The following is a 14,956-nucleotide window of genomic DNA, read 5'->3' as shown; positions in this document are numbered from 1 at the left end:
TTGTAACTTCTTTAGGAGGCTGGGTCACCATGAAAAAACCATCAGGTTCGCTGCCTTTCTTCCATGATCTGTCACAGGAAAATCTTTTTTTAAAGGCGGAGGTCGCCAGATGCCATCAGCTGATTCATGAGCTTGAAGCGAGCTATTTTCATCAAAAGAACCGAAAGCTTAATAAAGAAAACAACGCGATGAAACAGGAGATTGAGCAGCTGACACTGGAATTACAGCGGGTTTTGGCAAACAAGCAGGACGGAGCGGATGAAGAGCTGAACAGCATCAAAAGCGGACTGCTCGAAAAAATCGTGACGCTGCAGGCGCTTCTTCAAAATGAAACATTGAAGAGAAAGCAGGAAATAGAAGAAAAGCACCGCCTTCATTTAATAAATGTCAAAGCCGCGGAAGAAAACAAAAGTCTCTATCGGCAATTCAAAGCCGAAAAGCATCATGCAGAAACAGAAAAAAAGATGAGGCTTCAAAAGGAAGAAGAACTCGGAAAACTGGCGAAGGAAAATGCCCTCCTGAAAGACGATCTTCAAGCCAAAAGTTTTCAGCTCAAGCAAATCGAAGCTGACGTAAGTGTATTAAAAGAGCGGATGATCGATATGAAAAATCGGATTGCAGAAGCGGAAAAAACGAAGGAAACGCTGTTTTACGAAACGATCGTTTCTTACAAAAGGCAGCTTGATGAAAGCGACAAGTGGATTGCTTCTCATTTTGCCGATATTGACGCATATCATCGTCAGACGAAGAAGGAAGCACAGCAGGACAGCGCATTGTTTGAGCGTTCAGAACAGGTTGAAGCGGTTCTTCAATCCGTGACAGAACAAGTCGATGTTCTGCAAAAGCAGCTGAGCGCCATTCAGAAAAACGACGGCATCATGGAACATAAAATTGAAGAATGGAAAAAACAGTATAAAGAAGAGACCCCTTCTCAAAAGTGGGTCTATAAAATAAAACTTAAGGATAAAGAAACAAAACCTTTAAACTGAACAAAACTTTAAGGGGATAAATGGATAAAACTGCTTGAGAATAGACTCAAGCAGTTTTAAGAACACGGCGGCCTGTTAAGCCGCTCTCCTTATCCTTATCAATGCAAGCGCTATCTGAAAAATTAAGGATAAAACTATTGTTTTTCTGTTTCGGTAGATATGTCTCCCTCTAATATATATTGACCGCGGTATGGTTTTTTGACTTCCGGATACATTTTAATGAGACTTTGCATGAAGGTTGTCATATTCGGAATTTCAAGCCCGCTTTCTTTTTCAATTTCTTTTTGAAGTTCGGAGCTTTTGATTGCCGCATTGTGACGCTTCAACGTTTTAATCGCCGCTTCACGCAGTTTTGCAGCTTTTGAACCCGGACGTGCCGTCCCCCTTCTGCGCCGCGTTGTACCGTCTGGAATTCCGGCAGGCAGTGCGGAGGCTTGCGGAGAAGTCTGCTGCTGAGTTTTTTGAGATGTCTGCATCTGTTGCTGCTGTTGATAGCTTTTCATCTCCTGTGCAGCTAATTCAGCTAAAACAGGGAGCGATTCGGTTTTTCGCTCTGTGCGAAAATCTTTTTTTGTATCGTTATTAAAGCTGGATGGGCGATCCAATTCACGCAGCTTTGCATATATATTGTCACGCTCAATTTGATACTCCCTAATGACCTTAACCTCAGCTTCATTTAGCTGCTCCAATCGTAAACGCAATGCTTCCCTCTCGTTAAACATACCGTTTTTACCCTCCTATCAGAATAAATAACCCTCTAATAAAAATATTAGATTACCAAACTAATTTTATCAATTATTTTTTTGTTTTTCTACTGTTGCTTCCCGTTAAGAAAATAGAACTAAATTTCTGTGAAGGCTGAATCCATGGGGTTTTTTGCAGTACATCGGCCTATCTCATCCCTCTTGTCGAAATATGGTAAATAATGAAGAAACCTAGAAAATTACTTTTGAGATGAACATAATTAAGCAACTGAATATACCGATCCGCACGGACTGGAAAGTGTGAGAAAACAGTGATCTATAGGGCTTATAAATCCAGAATATTCTAAATTGGTTGACACTTGGTGTCGAAATGGCATACATGAATGAACAGGGGACGGGCAATATAACACTTCATCAAAAACAGGTAATTAGACTCATCAAAATGAACCGAAAGAGTCTAATGATTCATTTGATAAGAGAGGCTGAATGCGGAATTTTTTTAAAAAATTTTTTTCGGAAGCACCCGGATAAATAAAAAACCCCAAAAAACGGGGCTTTTTATTTTTATTCAGCAGACTGCTCTGATTCGGCAAGAACGCGGTTCACGCGTTTTTCGAGCATCTTCATTCCGCTGCCTCCTGCCTGGAAATGGCGAAGCTGGCCTGTTTTGTCAAACACATAATAGGCCGGCACATATTCATTTTCAAACGCATCCGTTAATTTATGTTCGCTGTCGACAAATATCGGCTGTGTAATATCGTGTTCAGCGGCCACTTCTTTAATTTTATTGATATCAAGGTCATCTTCAGAACGCGGCATATGCACGGCCACTACGTTTAATTTGTCGCTGTAGCGGTCGCGGAATTCGTTGACCTGCGGCATCGCTTCTTTGCATAAATGGCAGCTGATTGACCAGAAGTGAATCAGCGTCGGCTTTTCGCCGATCAGCTCCTCTTTTGACACTTCCCCGTTTAACCATTCTGTTGCGCCAGTAAGCTCCGGCATAGGCTGACGTAATTTCATGTTTTTTCCTCCATTTTCATTTGTTCGATGAAAAAGGCCTAACAAATGTTAGACCTTTCCAATCCGATTCCATACTGGGAGACGGCATTAAAGTGTTTTTTGACCAGGTTTCCAGTTTGCAGGGCAAAGTCCGCCTGTTTGCAGCGCTTGAAGAACGCGCAATGTTTCGTCAACATCGCGGCCGATGTTGTTATGGAAAACAGTTTGATACTGCACTTCACCTTCAGGGTTGATGATGAACAGTCCGCGAAGAGCAACACCTTCTTCCTCAATGAGCACGCCGTACTCGCGGGAAACTTCGTGGTTTGTGTCAGCTGCAAGCGGATATTTCAGCTGTCCAAGTCCGTTGTCTTTGCGGTCTGTGTTGATCCAGGCAAGGTGAGTGTGGATCGTGTCAGTTGATACACCGATCACTTCTGCATCAAGATCTTCGAACTCGTCATAGCGGTCGGACATTGCTGTAATTTCCGTCGGACATACGAAAGTAAAGTCCATTGGATAGAAGAAAAGGACAGTCCATTTGTCGTTTTTCATGTTTTCCTCAAGGCTTACTTTTCCGAATTCCTTGTTAGGAAGCACTGCTTCCATTTCAAAGCGGGGCGCCTGTTTACCTACCATGCGTTCTGCCATTTTATGTATCCCTCCAATGATATTTTTGGGTTCTGCTACCCATATCCAAAATGAGAATGCAAATGATACATTCTCATTTAGTTAATAACATCACATAATCAATTATAGCGTCAACCGTTTTTTTAGTCAATTTTAATTGATAATGAATTTAAATTAGCACCACAGGCTTCCCCATCTGCAAAAACAAGCTAAAACCGAAGCATGACACTTCGGTTTTAACGTCTATTAATGAAACTTCCGGTCAACCTGCTCACAGATTTCATCTGCGGTTAAGCCTGATGCCTGAATGACAGAAGCTCCGGTCATCGTGTCTGAAATTCCGAGCATATCGGAATCCAGGCCCGTTACAACACAGCAGTCACAGCCCCTTGCATCATCTTCCGTTTTCATTAGTACAACCTCATATCCTTTTTCCTTTAATGCGGCCTCGACATCTGATAGAGATTGTTCAATTCCGATTTTTTTCGACATGAAGAAACACCTCCACCATATAAGATGCCACCTTCGCCGCGATTTTATACCGGCCTGTCAGGATTTAATCGGCCTGCTCGGAAAAATACGCTGTCATGACGCGGACCGCCGTTTCGAGCGCTTCTTCTTTCGGCGTAAGCTTCGCATGATGAAGTCCGTACGGAGAATCGACGCCGAGCCAGAACATAAATCCGGGATATTTTTTCAGCATGTAGCCAAAGTCTTCTCCCGTCATCGCTTCTTTTGCACGGACGACTTTGGCAAGCCCTTTTTCGGCTACAAAACGCATAAATTCTTCGACTAAGTCGCCGGAATTGTAAACCTGATGATACGCCGCCGGATAGCTGACCTTTCCTCTGCAATGATAAGCCGTCTCCAAGCCTTGGACCATCGCTTCGATTCTTGCCTTCACCCGCTCCATCGATGAAGGCGACAGCGTCCTGATGGTGCCTTCAAGCTTCGCTTCCTGGGCGATGATGTTTTGAGCAGATCCTCCCTTGATTGTGCCGATCGTAATGACCGCGCTGTCGAGGGGATCGACGTTTCTCGCCACGATCGACTGCATCTGGGTGACCAGTGAGCTTGCCGCCACTACCATGTCTTCGGCAAGGTGCGGATATGCCGCATGTCCGCCTTTTCCTTCAAGCTCAATGACAAGCTCCGACGTATTGGCAAAAAGGAGTCCGCTTTTTGTCGAAATCGTGCCGACCGGAAGCTCTGGTGCGATGTGCAGCGCGGTGATCATGCTCGGCTCCCATTTTTTGAAAACGCCGCTCTCAAGCATCGGTTCGGCTCCCCCCGGTCCTTCTTCCGCCGGCTGGAACAAAAACAGAAGATCCTGCTTGACGGGATGATGCACGAAATGATCGATTAGCCCTAGCGCGATCGTCATATGAAAATCGTGGCCGCATGCGTGCATCCTGTCCTGATGGACGGAAGAAAAGGAATAGCCTGTTTCTTCGCGGATCGAAAGCCCGTCCATATCGGCTCTGTAAGCCAAAATCTTCTCGGGTGCCGTACCCTTCACTTTAACAAACACCCCCGTCCTCCACTTTTCGATCTCAAGCCTGTTCTCGGGATGCTTTTGCAAATGGTCGAGAATGTAGCCCTGAGTTTTATATTCCTGGAATCCGAGCTCGGGAATTTGGTGCAGATCCCTTCGAACGGCTGTCAATTGCTCCAAGTTCATCTTTTTTAACCTCCCGCCTATACGAAAAGGCGTGGATTGTTACATCCACGCACGCTTTGATGCCGCTTCTTACAGCTGACGCAATTCCTGTTTAATTTCCGTTTTGCCTTTCGTTTTTTCGTCGATGTCTTTGATTTTTTTCGCAGGCGTTCCCGCGACTACCGTGTAAGGCGCGACATCTTCGATTACGATGGCTCCAGCGGCTACGACCGCTCCTTTTCCGACCGTTACGCCTTCTAAAACGACGGCGTTGGCGCCGATGACGACATCGTCTTCAATGACGACAGGCTTTGCTGAAGGCGGCTCGATAACGCCGGCAAGCACAGCTCCCGCTCCGATGTGGCAATTTTTTCCGACCGTTGCGCGTCCTCCGAGCACGGCGTTCATGTCGATCATCGTTCCCTCTCCGATGACAGAGCCGATGTTGATGGAAGCTCCCATCATGATAACGGCATTATCGCCGATTTCCACTTGATCGCGGATGATGGCACCCGGTTCGATGCGCGCTTTGATGTTTTTCAAATCAAGCGTCGGAATCGCGGAATTGCGGCGGTCGTTTTCGACGACATAGTCTGCGATTTTGCTTTTGTTCGCTTCAAGCGCCGCTTTGATTTCATCCCATTCTCCAAATACAACACCGGTGTTTCCTGTAATAAAAGGCTGTGCCGAAGCGCCGAAATCGATTCCTTCAAGATCGCCTTTTACATACACTTTTACAGGCGTTGATTTCTTACTATTTTGAATAAATGAAATAATTTCATTTGCATCCATCATTTTCATTATGTACGTCCTCCTTCTCTTGTCTACCCCATTACTGTATCAAAGGTAAGATTTAAAGACAAGAAAAAAAGGAGCCTGTCGAAAAATCGGCTGTAACGGCAGCGGACGCTATTGTTTCACCCCCGCCTTCCCTGCAAAAGCCCTGCCGAATTCGAGCAGCATCGCTTCTTCCTCGCCTTCCGGATTCATTTCGATTTTGACGGATGGGAGTGCGATCTCTCCCCCGAGCTCTGCGATTTTTTTCTCAAGAATGTCGACGGCGCCGCAAAAATGCTCATAGGATGTGTCGCCCGAACCGAAAACAGCAAATGTCCGGCCGCTGAAATCAAGGTCTTCCATTTCCTCATAAAGGTCCAAAAATTCGTCGGGAAGGTCTCCGTCTCCCCATGTGTATGCGCCTAAAACAATATGGCGGTAATCGTTGAACAGCGATGCATCAATATCCATCGCTTCATGGCGGTCAACTTCGGCTCCGCCCTCCAAAAGGCCTTTTTCAATCAAATCCGCCATCGCTTCGGTGTTTCCCGACATGCTGGCATAAACTAGCAAAACGTTTCCCATTCTGATTCCTCCAGATATATTAGTGTGCGATTACAGACTGTTCAAAAGGATTGACACATTTACATTCGTAAAGGCCGGCGCAAAAGAAATGCTCCTTTTGATTGGCCACTCTGAAACCGTGACCTTTGATCGTGTCGAACCATTTCAGCTCCCGCTCAAAGAAATCGAGCTGATAGATTCTCGACAATTTGTTATGATCCTGAGCGGATGTCACATAAATGACGCCGTTGTCCTCTGATACATCGAGAAAGGATTCTTCTTTTTCGACGATATCGGCACAGATCTGTTGTTCCGCGTTTGTATGGATGTTCAGAATTTCGACAGCGCCGCGTTTCCCTTTTTTTGACCCCATCGCGCAAACGAGCCATTCCCCGCCAAAAATAATCATGGAGGCCGTCATGCGGTCCGCTTCTTTTTTCACCATATAAACGGTCCCTTTTTCCAAATCGCAACACCATATTCCGCCGTTTTCATGATGAATCTGCGTCCCGATGTACAAGCGGTTCCCGTGAATGCACAGCGATCTGATGACGGGCGGATCGGACAAATCCGAAAACGGCTTGATGATATTCCAGGATGCGCCGAAATCATCTGACGTGTAGATGCAATGCTTTCCGTGTGCACATACGAATCCGTCGCTCCTGCCTGTGATGGACCATATCGTCGCATTTGTCGGGAAGCTCGACATCGTCCACGTTTCGCCTTCATCAGCCGACCTGATGATGACCCCCGATTCTCCCGCTCCGAAAACATAGCGGCCGACGTATGCGATCGAACAAATTTTACTTTTTAGCTGAAAAAGCTTTTTCCAGCCTTGTTCACACGAATAATGAAAGATACCTTCCCGCTTTACGGCTACAAAATAACCCGAGCGCCTTGAAGCGGCGACCGCTGTTGCTCCTTTATGAAACATGGGACTCTAACCCTCTCTCGTGTTTCGCCCATCTGAGAAAGCTTAGCGCAAATTCTTTGCAGCACTCGATATCCTCGTCCGTTTCCGGCGCCAGTTCGATTTTGAGCGTTTCGGGAAAAAGGTCGGCTCCCGTCTTTTCCAGCATGCCGCAAAACGTGTTTACCGCCTCGCAGAACCGCGGATACGCATAATCCCCCGAACCGAAGCATGCCGCTTTTTTCCCTTTTAAAACGAGCGAGGAGACGTCTTCAAAAAACGGTTCCGCTTCATAGGGAAGATCCCCGTCGCCCCATGTATATGTGCCGATCAATATGTAGTCATATTCAGGCAGCAGATCGATGTCTGCGTCGTCCATCTCTAAATATGTGACGTCAACGGAATGCTCCATCAACGTATCTTTTATAATCGATGCGATATCTTCGGTATTGCCAGACATGCTGGCAAACGCAATCAGCGCTTTCGCCAACTGAATCACCCCACGTAATTGATAATGATTTTCATTATTATATAGATAACTTTAAATGATAATGATTATCAATGTCAACAAAACATAAAAAAAGACAGCTCCCTGTCGGAAAACTGCCTTTTTTGATCAGATTACTCCGCTCTCGCGCATGCTTTTACGACCTCTAAAAAGGCCTGCACCTGCTTTAGCTGAAGCGCGGGTTCGTACCCCAGCAGCCACGTATCTCTGCCGATCGCTTTTCCTTTCGCATCGAGCAGAGGAATCTTATGGACATGGCTGCCGCTCCCGTGAAGCGTCACAGACGGAAGAATCGCATAGCCGATTCCGTGAAACGCCATCTGTTTGCACGTTTCAATCTGGTCGACGATGATCGTCTGTTTCGGCGACGTTTTGAATTTTTGATGCCACCAATGCTGGATTTCCTGATAGTAGGTGCTGTCGCTTTTAAACTGGATAAACGGCCGTTCGGTCTTTGTAATATCCTCGATGTTCCTGATTTCCGTATCGACGAGGTACAATTCATCCCTCATCAAATAATGTTTCGGCCCTTTCCATTCGGGATTTCCCCTGATAATTCCGATATGTACGTGATCTTCATAAAGGCTTTTCAGCATCTCGCTGCTCCAGCCGGTGACAAGGGAAATTTTTACGTTCGGATATTGTTTCACGTACGTCTTCAGGACGTTCGGCAGCCAATGCTGGCCGATGATTGAGGCCGCCGCCAGCTTGAGCGTGCCGTGAATTTCGCCTTCAAGCTCATCGATGTCCTCCTTGACCCTTTCCTGCTCGATCGTCACATCTTTTGCAAACTGGATGATTTTTTCGCCTGCCGATGTGACGGTAAGGCCTTTTTGCGATCTTAAAAATATTTTGGTGCCCCACGATTTCTCAATGGTCTGCAGCCGCTGGGACAGCGCCGGCTGTGAAACAAACAAGCGCTCTGCCGCTTTCCGCATATTTAATTCCTCGGCCAAAACGACGAGCATGTGAAGCTCTTGAAGCTGCATGGACATTCCTCATTCCAATAAGTTTTCCTTATCAACTATTTTAATCACTCTGTCAATTGTTTATCAAGTTTTGACGGATGCGTCGACGTCGAGGGAAGGCTTTAGGGGAGGGATGAATCGGCTGCAAATGAAAAATAGGCAGCTGCCGCGCCTATTTATTCAATGTCCTGAGGTGCTTGTTTAATTGTTTTAATACGACCCTGCGCGTAAAAATGCCTTCAAACACCTGATCTTCATTTTCCACGCAGACAAACGGATGGTTGATCACCATGCCGAAGCCTTTTAATATCGGGTCATCTATCTTTAACCGGGGAATATCCGCCAGCATCACATCTTCGACATGAAGCTGATCAAGCTTTTCAAATTCGATTCGTTCAAGTCCGAAAATCTTATCCATAATCATATTGGTACCGATCAATCCGTGCAGACGGAAGGAAGGGTCAAGTACAGGGATTGCTGTGTAACCGGTTTTCGTCAGGACGAGAAGGGCATGTTCCAGATTGTTTCCGATTTGGACGTGGGCGACTTTGTCAGCATCGATCATGTAATGTCCCACGGTCGTTTCAAGAAGTTCATCCGATTGCAAACTTATCATGATTATTCGACTCCTTTGTAAGCGTTTATCATCAACGCATATATTCCCTATACTACAATAATATAAACGTTATCAATATTTGTCGAAAAACTTTCTTGTTTTCAAAGGGCCGGCTTTTGCCGTTTCTGCAGGTTTTGAAATAAAAAAGATACTCAGGATGAGTATCAATTGATATAATCTGACCTAATTTTCAGACCGGACACGGTCGTATAAGGTAACCAGCTTTTTATATGTCAGGCTATCCACGTTTTTTGTACCCGTTTCTATATCATTGATCTCACTGCTCAATAGTTCTACGGCATATTCATGGTTCAGCAGCACATTCAGCAACAGCTTTCTCTCTTCTTCTGAAAAGCGTTCCATTCTTAACCAGCCCCCTAAATGATTTTGCTAGAGTGAGAAACTATGGCCTCTCACTAGTTTCTATAGGGCTAGAATAAGAAATTAAAAATCAAACGTCAACCGCACATTTCGACATCTGTTCGATTTCCTTTCAAACATTTATTTTGTATACCGGTTAGCATAGCTTGAAGCTGTATAGGAGTCGGGCTTGATTTTCGCATTGATTCCCATCGAGGTGATCCGTCCCGTCATTTCCTGAATCAAATCTTTCGTCATCCCTTTTTTTCCGATATCCAAATGAACTTCCATTGTTAAATCTGCTCCTTCGTCTGTAAACGGAAGAAGCAGATCGGTGATTTCAGTAAAATAATCATTCAGAAGGTATGCGGCAACCTCTTGGCTGTAAGCAGTTTCCAGCGATATTTTTTCCCTGAGGCTATGTATCGGTCTTTTGATGACGGTGTTTTTCAAACAGCCCCACGCACCTTTGCCTTTGCGATGCAAATGAATGGCCGTAATAAACTTCGTCCAGTTCTGATGGATCTGAGAGTCCGTTCCGACCGACAGCAAATAGCTTGAGCGCGGATCTTTGAGAATGAACGCCTTCAGCCTCTCGACCACGTCGGGAAATGTCATTTGATCTTCAGAAAGATTGTAAAAAAGAAAAGAATCAGCCATTGGAATGCCCCTTTTCATTTATGATCTGCACCGAAGATTAACGCCGTTAGCTTTTTGCTACCCTTTTTTTGTCGGTATATTTTTCAACATGTATCCGCAGCTGTCGCACGTAAAAATGACGTTTTGATTAGATTGGGCCGTCAGGACTTGATCCATTGGTTCCACATGGCCGCAATGCGGGCAAACAACGCGTGGAAATGCTTTCATTCCATATCCTCCTATTGCTGAAGCAGTTCAAAGATTTCGATCGAAATCATATCGATGTTGTCAAACGGAAATGTTGTAGGTTTATCTCCTTTTTGATAAACCGTCAGCTCAAATGTTTCATTTTTCTCGAAATATTTCACACTGCATACTTTTTCCCCGTTTACTTCGAAATAGCGCTGCGTCGGTTCGCCGGCTGCCTCAGCAGTTTCTTGCAGGCTCTGCAGTCTCGTGATGATACCCATTAATTGTGACATTCTAAAAAAGACTCCTTTCAAAAAACAACTTCAGGATCAACAAGTATTAATTATAATACAAGTTCTACATTGCATCATACCACAAAGTATCAGCCGATGACATTTTTCCTTTTCTGATCGGGAAAAAGAAAAACTGCTTTTCCTAGTTTGGGTTTTCTTGCGAATGTCATACATAAAATATTTTTTGCATGCGCTTATTCAGGGAACATATACGTTAGATGGTATGGATCATGCGGATTGTCTTATTCCTTCCGGTCACGCGGGTTCATCAAAACAAAAAACTTGGCGGGGGCAGCGCCAAGTTTTTCAAAAAATCTTGATCTGATAGAGGGGTTGGGGAACAGAGAGGATCATCTCTCTATAATTAAATGATAATGATTATCACTATCATTGTCAACCATTTTCTCGGCAATTTCTTTTTTTATCGGAAAATCTCCGGCAATGGAAAGAAAAAAAGCGGCATGGCGCCGCTTTTAAATCAAACCGTCCTGTTCATATAAATAGGAGTACGATAGATCAATGAACAGATAGAGTTCTTCATCCATCGGATAGGAAAACGTTCTGATCATTTCCCCGGTTTCGATGTCGCTGTACAAATCGCTGAAAAATCCCTTTCTCATCGTTCTCATTCTCATAATGTTTTCTAAAAAATACGGACGCCAGCTCCAGTTCTTGCCGATGTATTCAGGCTGAAACGTCCATGTTCCGTCATGCTTAAACACGTTCTTGGTCACCTGGAAGCCGTCTTCATTGCACATATAGATTCTGAAGCTGCAGTCTGAGAGCTCTTTCCCCAGGTTCAAGAGAAAGGCGTCATCTGTTTGGCTTGTTTTTTTAAGCGATGCAACAAGCTGATGAACCCGTTTGTAAAACTGTTCAGAATGATCATATAAGATTTCGAGCTTCTTTTTCTCATGCGCGATAAACTGGTGAAACTCCGCCTTTAGCCGCTCCTTCAGCAAATCCCGCTCGACAAATTGTCCGCGGGGCTCTTGCAAATACCGCCCCTGAAAATATCTGCCGCCGTTTCTCCAGGCGTATTGAAGCTGGAAGTTCGCTTCAATGTCTTCGTACAGCAGAGCTGCGCCGATTTTTCGGGCGAGCAGCGCTATGCTGTAAAGCACGTACTCATAGGAAGGCGAAGGGGAAGACAGTTTGAGAGGCTGAAGGTCGATTTTCAGCAAATCAGGGGAAAGCAGCGCGATTCTGTCGAGATTGCTGCTGCCTTTGCCGATATTATCGACAGCCACTCTAATGCCGTATGTACGGTAATACGTCAGCAAATGGTGCAGCTGCTCGATATCCCCTTCAAAATGCTGTTCTGTGATTTCAATGACGAAACGGTTCAGTTCGATCCCCTTTTCGCTATATTCCATCAAGAGCTCCAGAAAGCCCTCTCCGTGATCCATCATCAGCACATTTGCGTCCTGATTGATAAAAATCAGGAGATCCCGGTCGCTTTCTAAAAAATGGTCAAGCGCCTGGCGAATCACTTTAAGGTCGACCTCTGTCTTATATTCTTCGGGAATCGACGGATCTGAGAAAAACGGACCAAGGCTTTGAACTTCGGATTCAAGCTGAATGCGCCCCAGCACTTCATAGCCGATCACTTTCTGTTCTTCGGCGCTGAAAATAGGCTGATAGTATGGAATGACGTCTTCAATGTTCGTTAATATATCGAGTGGATCCAACACGGCACATCACCTGCTTCTAAATCTTTGTCTGATTATACCATAACGGCCCGCACGTTTGAATTTGAAATCTTAAAACGGACGCGGGTTCAGCCACTGGCCCCCGTCCATCGTCACGCACTCCCCGTTTATATATTCCGCTTTTTCCGAAAGCAGAAACGAGGCGAGGCCCGCGATTTCTTCAGGAGTGCCGAGCCGCCCTAAAGGCACGCTTTTGATCGTGGCAAGCGCTGCCTCCTCTGATTCAAAGAGCTTTTCCGCCCCGCCCGTCCTTTCGATCGGTCCGGGCGCAATCGCATTGACCCTGATCCCGTACGTTCTCCCCCACTCGACGGCGAGCGTTCTCGTCAGCGACAGTACGCCGGCTTTTGCAGCCGCGGAATGGACGACTCCGGCTCCCGCGCCCCATGCATACGTCGCCGCCATATTTACAATCAGCCCTTCCCTCTTGTGTTTGATCCAATAGCGGCCTACCGCCTGGCTGCAGTAAAACGTCCCGTTCAAGACGATATCGATGACAGCTTTCCAGCCGTTGACAGACAGCTTTTCCGCCGGGCAGATAAAATTGCCTGCGGCATTGTTGACAAGGGCGTCTATCGTGCCAAAACGGGATGCCGTTTCTTTTATCATACGCTCCACATCTTCGATCGACCTGACATCCATCCGGCAAATTTCCACCTGTCCCGGGAATGTTTCGATTTCATCTTTGGCGGCCTTCAGGTTGTCTTCCGTTCTTCCCGTAATCATTACATTCCAGCCTTCCTCTGCCTGCTTTTGGGCAATCGCTTTACCCATTCCGCTTGATCCCCCGGTCACGATCACAACTTTTTTATCCATGTTCATCCCCCTCATTATGAATGAATGGTCATTCATATCACAGTTTACCACATCCGTTAAAAAAAATTAACAAAATGAAAGGATTGTCCTGAATTCCTTTCTCTGATGATATAATGTATTGATTCTATTAAAGGTTGGTTTTAGTGATGAAAAATCCATCAAGAAGACAATTTTTAAAGGGGCTCTTCGGCCTTTCCGCAGCCGGTATATTTGCTTCTGCCGGCGGCTTTGGCTACGCTCGCTATCTTGAACCCCGCATGCTTGAAACGACACTCATTCCCATTGCGCATCCGCTGATTCCGAAAGGGTTTGACCAGTTCCGGATCGTCCAGTTCAGCGACACCCATTTAAGCGAGTACTTTACGGTTCGCGAGCTTTTGGATGTCGTCCGCAAAGTAAACGAGCTTCAGCCGGACTTGATCGTCTTCAGCGGGGATTTAATCGATAAACCGCACCAATACCGGGATCATGAAGAGGCTGTTCAAGCATTGACAAAGCTCAGCGCCCCTTACGGAAAGTTTGCGGTATACGGAAACCACGATCACGGGGGCTACGGGACAAAAGTCTACCAGTCTCTCATGGCATCTGCCGGCTTTCGCGTGCTGCGAAATGATCTCGTCAAACTGGAATTAATCGACGGCAGCATGATCGAGCTGGCTTCACTCGACGATTTAATGCTCGGCAGGCCGAACTATGAAGGCGTCCTTTCCAGGCTGAGCAAAGACGCCTTTTCGATTTTGCTCGTTCACGAGCCTGATGCAGCCTTGGCGGCAAAGGATTATCCCGTCAATCTGCAAATATCGGGACACACCCATGGCGGCCAGGTGCAGCTTCCTTTGTTCGGCCCTCTCATTACTCCGCCTTACGGGGAAATTTATACGGAAGGGATGTACGATGTAGGAGGGATGACGGTCTATGTCAACCGCGGAATCGGGACGACGAGGCTGCCGCTCCGCTTTCTGTCAAAACCTGAGGTCACCGTTTTCAAGTTGGAGCCGGAGTAAATCCTTTTGGCTCAAAAACGGGTACATCTGCATACATTAAAACAAATAGAAAACATTCCCGCTCTTCGATCTTAGTAAAAAACGAAACTTCCCAAGCCTCTTTCCGTCTATAATAAGTATAAGGAAAAGGCTCCTTTTTTTCGTTTTGGAAAAGGAGATGTTCTAAAAAGTTGTTGATGTACCAAGTACCTCCGGGAGAAACGCTTCAAGTGGCCGGGGCTTTCATCATGCCGCCTGTTCCGCTTCAGGCCTTCATCAGGGACCCGGCCCCCATTCCTTACCGGATCACCGTATCTATCAGCGCCAGAACACTGAAATTGTATAACCGGGGCAGACTGATAAAAACATTTCCGATTGGCGTAGGGAAAATTTTGACGCAAACGCCGAAAGGCGAATACGTCATTGTGAACCGTCAAGCGAACCCAGGCGGGCCGTACGGCGCTTACTGGCTCGGCTTGTCGAAAAGGCACTACGGCATCCATGGCACGAATAACCCCGCTTCAATTGGAAAAGCTGTTTCAAAGGGATGCATCCGAATGCACAACCGGGACGTTCTGGAACTGGCTTCCATTGTGCCTAACGGTACCCGAGTTACGATCACGCCTTAAATTTGAA

Annotated in this window: 20 protein-coding genes; 3 read left to right on the top strand and 17 right to left on the bottom strand. The window is 46.0% G+C overall.

What is annotated here, in order from left to right; translation table 11 throughout:
* Nucleotides 1-29: 29 nt before the first annotated feature.
* A complete protein-coding gene (locus tag NSQ39_RS06410) occupies nt 30-989 on the top strand; it encodes a sporulation protein (RefSeq protein ID WP_216899464.1) in 960 nt (319 codons plus the stop codon).
* 134 nt (nt 990-1,123) lie between these two features.
* Here NSQ39_RS06410 and rok read toward each other — a convergent pair whose 3' ends face one another.
* The 17 genes from rok to fadH all read right to left on the bottom strand — a co-directional run bounded on the left by rok (nt 1,124) and on the right by fadH (nt 13,337).
* Nucleotides 1,124-1,711, bottom strand: coding sequence for a transcriptional regulator Rok (rok, locus tag NSQ39_RS06405; protein ID WP_046132264.1), 588 nt, complete (start codon nt 1,709-1,711; stop codon nt 1,124-1,126).
* A 546-nt stretch (nt 1,712-2,257) separates the two neighbouring features.
* The gene (locus tag NSQ39_RS06400) at nt 2,258-2,716 is read right to left on the bottom strand and encodes a TlpA family protein disulfide reductase (RefSeq protein ID WP_175076972.1); all 459 of its coding nucleotides are present in this window, start codon (nt 2,714-2,716) and stop codon (nt 2,258-2,260) included.
* An 87-nt stretch (nt 2,717-2,803) separates the two neighbouring features.
* Nucleotides 2,804-3,346, bottom strand: coding sequence for a biofilm-specific peroxidase AhpA (ahpA, locus tag NSQ39_RS06395; RefSeq protein WP_175076971.1), 543 nt, complete (start codon nt 3,344-3,346; stop codon nt 2,804-2,806).
* A 225-nt stretch (nt 3,347-3,571) separates the two neighbouring features.
* A complete protein-coding gene (locus NSQ39_RS06390) occupies nt 3,572-3,817 on the bottom strand; it encodes a YkuS family protein (protein WP_046132267.1) in 246 nt (81 codons plus the stop codon).
* Between the two features lie 64 nt (nt 3,818-3,881).
* Complete coding sequence (locus NSQ39_RS06385) at nt 3,882-5,006, bottom strand: N-acetyldiaminopimelate deacetylase (protein ID WP_175076970.1); 1,125 nt, start codon at nt 5,004-5,006, stop codon at nt 3,882-3,884.
* A gap of 69 nt (nt 5,007-5,075) precedes the next feature.
* Nucleotides 5,076-5,786: a 2,3,4,5-tetrahydropyridine-2,6-dicarboxylate N-acetyltransferase gene (gene dapD, locus NSQ39_RS06380; RefSeq protein WP_048406117.1), complete on the bottom strand. Its 711-nt coding sequence runs from the start codon at nt 5,784-5,786 to the stop codon at nt 5,076-5,078.
* Between the two features lie 108 nt (nt 5,787-5,894).
* Nucleotides 5,895-6,347 carry a flavodoxin gene (locus tag NSQ39_RS06375; protein WP_048353045.1) on the bottom strand — a complete coding sequence of 151 codons (453 nt, stop codon included), beginning with the start codon at nt 6,345-6,347 and terminating at the stop codon, nt 5,895-5,897.
* Between the two features lie 19 nt (nt 6,348-6,366).
* Nucleotides 6,367-7,260 (bottom strand): WD40/YVTN/BNR-like repeat-containing protein, encoded by an 894-nt coding sequence (locus tag NSQ39_RS06370; RefSeq protein WP_216899466.1) that lies wholly within the window; start codon nt 7,258-7,260, stop codon nt 6,367-6,369.
* The gene (locus NSQ39_RS06365; RefSeq protein WP_216899468.1) at nt 7,250-7,726 is read right to left on the bottom strand and encodes a flavodoxin; all 477 of its coding nucleotides are present in this window, start codon (nt 7,724-7,726) and stop codon (nt 7,250-7,252) included. The genes NSQ39_RS06370 and NSQ39_RS06365 overlap by 11 nt, the downstream gene beginning before the upstream one ends.
* Before the next feature lie 131 nt (nt 7,727-7,857).
* Nucleotides 7,858-8,733 carry a LysR family transcriptional regulator gene (locus tag NSQ39_RS06360; RefSeq protein WP_216899470.1) on the bottom strand — a complete coding sequence of 292 codons (876 nt, stop codon included), beginning with the start codon at nt 8,731-8,733 and terminating at the stop codon, nt 7,858-7,860.
* Nucleotides 8,734-8,884: 151 nt separating this feature from the next.
* Nucleotides 8,885-9,328 (bottom strand): cyclic-di-AMP-binding protein CbpB, encoded by a 444-nt coding sequence (cbpB, locus tag NSQ39_RS06355; protein ID WP_216899472.1) that lies wholly within the window; start codon nt 9,326-9,328, stop codon nt 8,885-8,887.
* Between the two features lie 183 nt (nt 9,329-9,511).
* Nucleotides 9,512-9,691, bottom strand: a complete 180-nt coding sequence (abbA, locus tag NSQ39_RS06350) for an antirepressor AbbA (protein WP_006638386.1) — start codon at nt 9,689-9,691, stop codon at nt 9,512-9,514.
* Nucleotides 9,692-9,829: 138 nt separating this feature from the next.
* A complete protein-coding gene (locus tag NSQ39_RS06345) occupies nt 9,830-10,348 on the bottom strand; it encodes a ribonuclease H-like YkuK family protein (protein ID WP_216899475.1) in 519 nt (172 codons plus the stop codon).
* A gap of 57 nt (nt 10,349-10,405) precedes the next feature.
* Nucleotides 10,406-10,555: a hypothetical protein gene (locus NSQ39_RS06340; protein ID WP_216899477.1), complete on the bottom strand. Its 150-nt coding sequence runs from the start codon at nt 10,553-10,555 to the stop codon at nt 10,406-10,408.
* Between the two features lie 11 nt (nt 10,556-10,566).
* Entirely contained in the window at nt 10,567-10,809 is a 243-nt protein-coding gene (locus NSQ39_RS06335) for a YkuJ family protein (protein ID WP_046132276.1), read from the bottom strand.
* A 473-nt stretch (nt 10,810-11,282) separates the two neighbouring features.
* Entirely contained in the window at nt 11,283-12,503 is a 1,221-nt protein-coding gene (locus NSQ39_RS06330; RefSeq protein WP_175076968.1) for an EAL domain-containing protein, read from the bottom strand.
* Between the two features lie 69 nt (nt 12,504-12,572).
* Complete coding sequence (gene fadH, locus NSQ39_RS06325; RefSeq protein WP_175076967.1) at nt 12,573-13,337, bottom strand: 2,4-dienoyl-CoA reductase; 765 nt, start codon at nt 13,335-13,337, stop codon at nt 12,573-12,575.
* A gap of 146 nt (nt 13,338-13,483) precedes the next feature.
* Between fadH and NSQ39_RS06320 the strand changes: the two genes are divergently transcribed.
* Together NSQ39_RS06320 and NSQ39_RS06315 are read left to right on the top strand one after the other, a co-directional pair.
* Nucleotides 13,484-14,341 (top strand): metallophosphoesterase, encoded by an 858-nt coding sequence (locus NSQ39_RS06320; RefSeq protein WP_216899479.1) that lies wholly within the window; start codon nt 13,484-13,486, stop codon nt 14,339-14,341.
* 227 nt (nt 14,342-14,568) lie between these two features.
* Complete coding sequence (locus NSQ39_RS06315) at nt 14,569-14,949, top strand: L,D-transpeptidase (protein ID WP_231947486.1); 381 nt, start codon at nt 14,569-14,571, stop codon at nt 14,947-14,949.
* The last annotated feature ends 7 nt before the right edge of the window (nt 14,950-14,956 follow it).

This window comes from Bacillus sp. FSL W8-0848, assembly GCF_038007805.1.
In the GTDB taxonomy this organism is placed as follows: domain Bacteria; phylum Bacillota; class Bacilli; order Bacillales; family Bacillaceae; genus Bacillus; species Bacillus glycinifermentans.
Note: the sequence above shows the minus strand (reverse complement) of the source record. Positions and strands in the feature narration are given on the sequence as shown.

Bases quoted from the DNA above. Each gene is read 5' to 3' on its own strand.
- NSQ39_RS06410 (WP_216899464.1), top strand. From the start codon at position 30: ATGAAAAAACCATCAGGTTCGCTGCCTTTCTTCCATGATCTGTCACAG.
- rok (WP_046132264.1), bottom strand. From the start codon at position 1,711: ATGTTTAACGAGAGGGAAGCATTGCGTTTACGATTGGAGCAGCTAAAT.
- NSQ39_RS06400 (WP_175076972.1), bottom strand. From the start codon at position 2,716: ATGAAATTACGTCAGCCTATGCCGGAGCTTACTGGCGCAACAGAATGG.
- ahpA (WP_175076971.1), bottom strand. From the start codon at position 3,346: ATGGCAGAACGCATGGTAGGTAAACAGGCGCCCCGCTTTGAAATGGAA.
- NSQ39_RS06390 (WP_046132267.1), bottom strand. From the start codon at position 3,817: ATGTCGAAAAAAATCGGAATTGAACAATCTCTATCAGATGTCGAGGCC.
- NSQ39_RS06385 (WP_175076970.1), bottom strand. From the start codon at position 5,006: ATGAACTTGGAGCAATTGACAGCCGTTCGAAGGGATCTGCACCAAATT.
- dapD (WP_048406117.1), bottom strand. From the start codon at position 5,786: ATGAAAATGATGGATGCAAATGAAATTATTTCATTTATTCAAAATAGT.
- NSQ39_RS06375 (WP_048353045.1), bottom strand. From the start codon at position 6,347: ATGGGAAACGTTTTGCTAGTTTATGCCAGCATGTCGGGAAACACCGAA.
- NSQ39_RS06370 (WP_216899466.1), bottom strand. From the start codon at position 7,260: ATGTTTCATAAAGGAGCAACAGCGGTCGCCGCTTCAAGGCGCTCGGGT.
- NSQ39_RS06360 (WP_216899470.1), bottom strand. From the start codon at position 8,733: ATGCAGCTTCAAGAGCTTCACATGCTCGTCGTTTTGGCCGAGGAATTA.
- cbpB (WP_216899472.1), bottom strand. From the start codon at position 9,328: ATGATAAGTTTGCAATCGGATGAACTTCTTGAAACGACCGTGGGACAT.
- abbA (WP_006638386.1), bottom strand. From the start codon at position 9,691: ATGGAACGCTTTTCAGAAGAAGAGAGAAAGCTGTTGCTGAATGTGCTG.
- NSQ39_RS06345 (WP_216899475.1), bottom strand. From the start codon at position 10,348: ATGGCTGATTCTTTTCTTTTTTACAATCTTTCTGAAGATCAAATGACA.
- NSQ39_RS06340 (WP_216899477.1), bottom strand. From the start codon at position 10,555: ATGAAAGCATTTCCACGCGTTGTTTGCCCGCATTGCGGCCATGTGGAA.
- NSQ39_RS06335 (WP_046132276.1), bottom strand. From the start codon at position 10,809: ATGTCACAATTAATGGGTATCATCACGAGACTGCAGAGCCTGCAAGAA.
- fadH (WP_175076967.1), bottom strand. From the start codon at position 13,337: ATGGATAAAAAAGTTGTGATCGTGACCGGGGGATCAAGCGGAATGGGT.
- NSQ39_RS06320 (WP_216899479.1), top strand. From the start codon at position 13,484: ATGAAAAATCCATCAAGAAGACAATTTTTAAAGGGGCTCTTCGGCCTT.
- NSQ39_RS06315 (WP_231947486.1), top strand. From the start codon at position 14,569: ATGCCGCCTGTTCCGCTTCAGGCCTTCATCAGGGACCCGGCCCCCATT.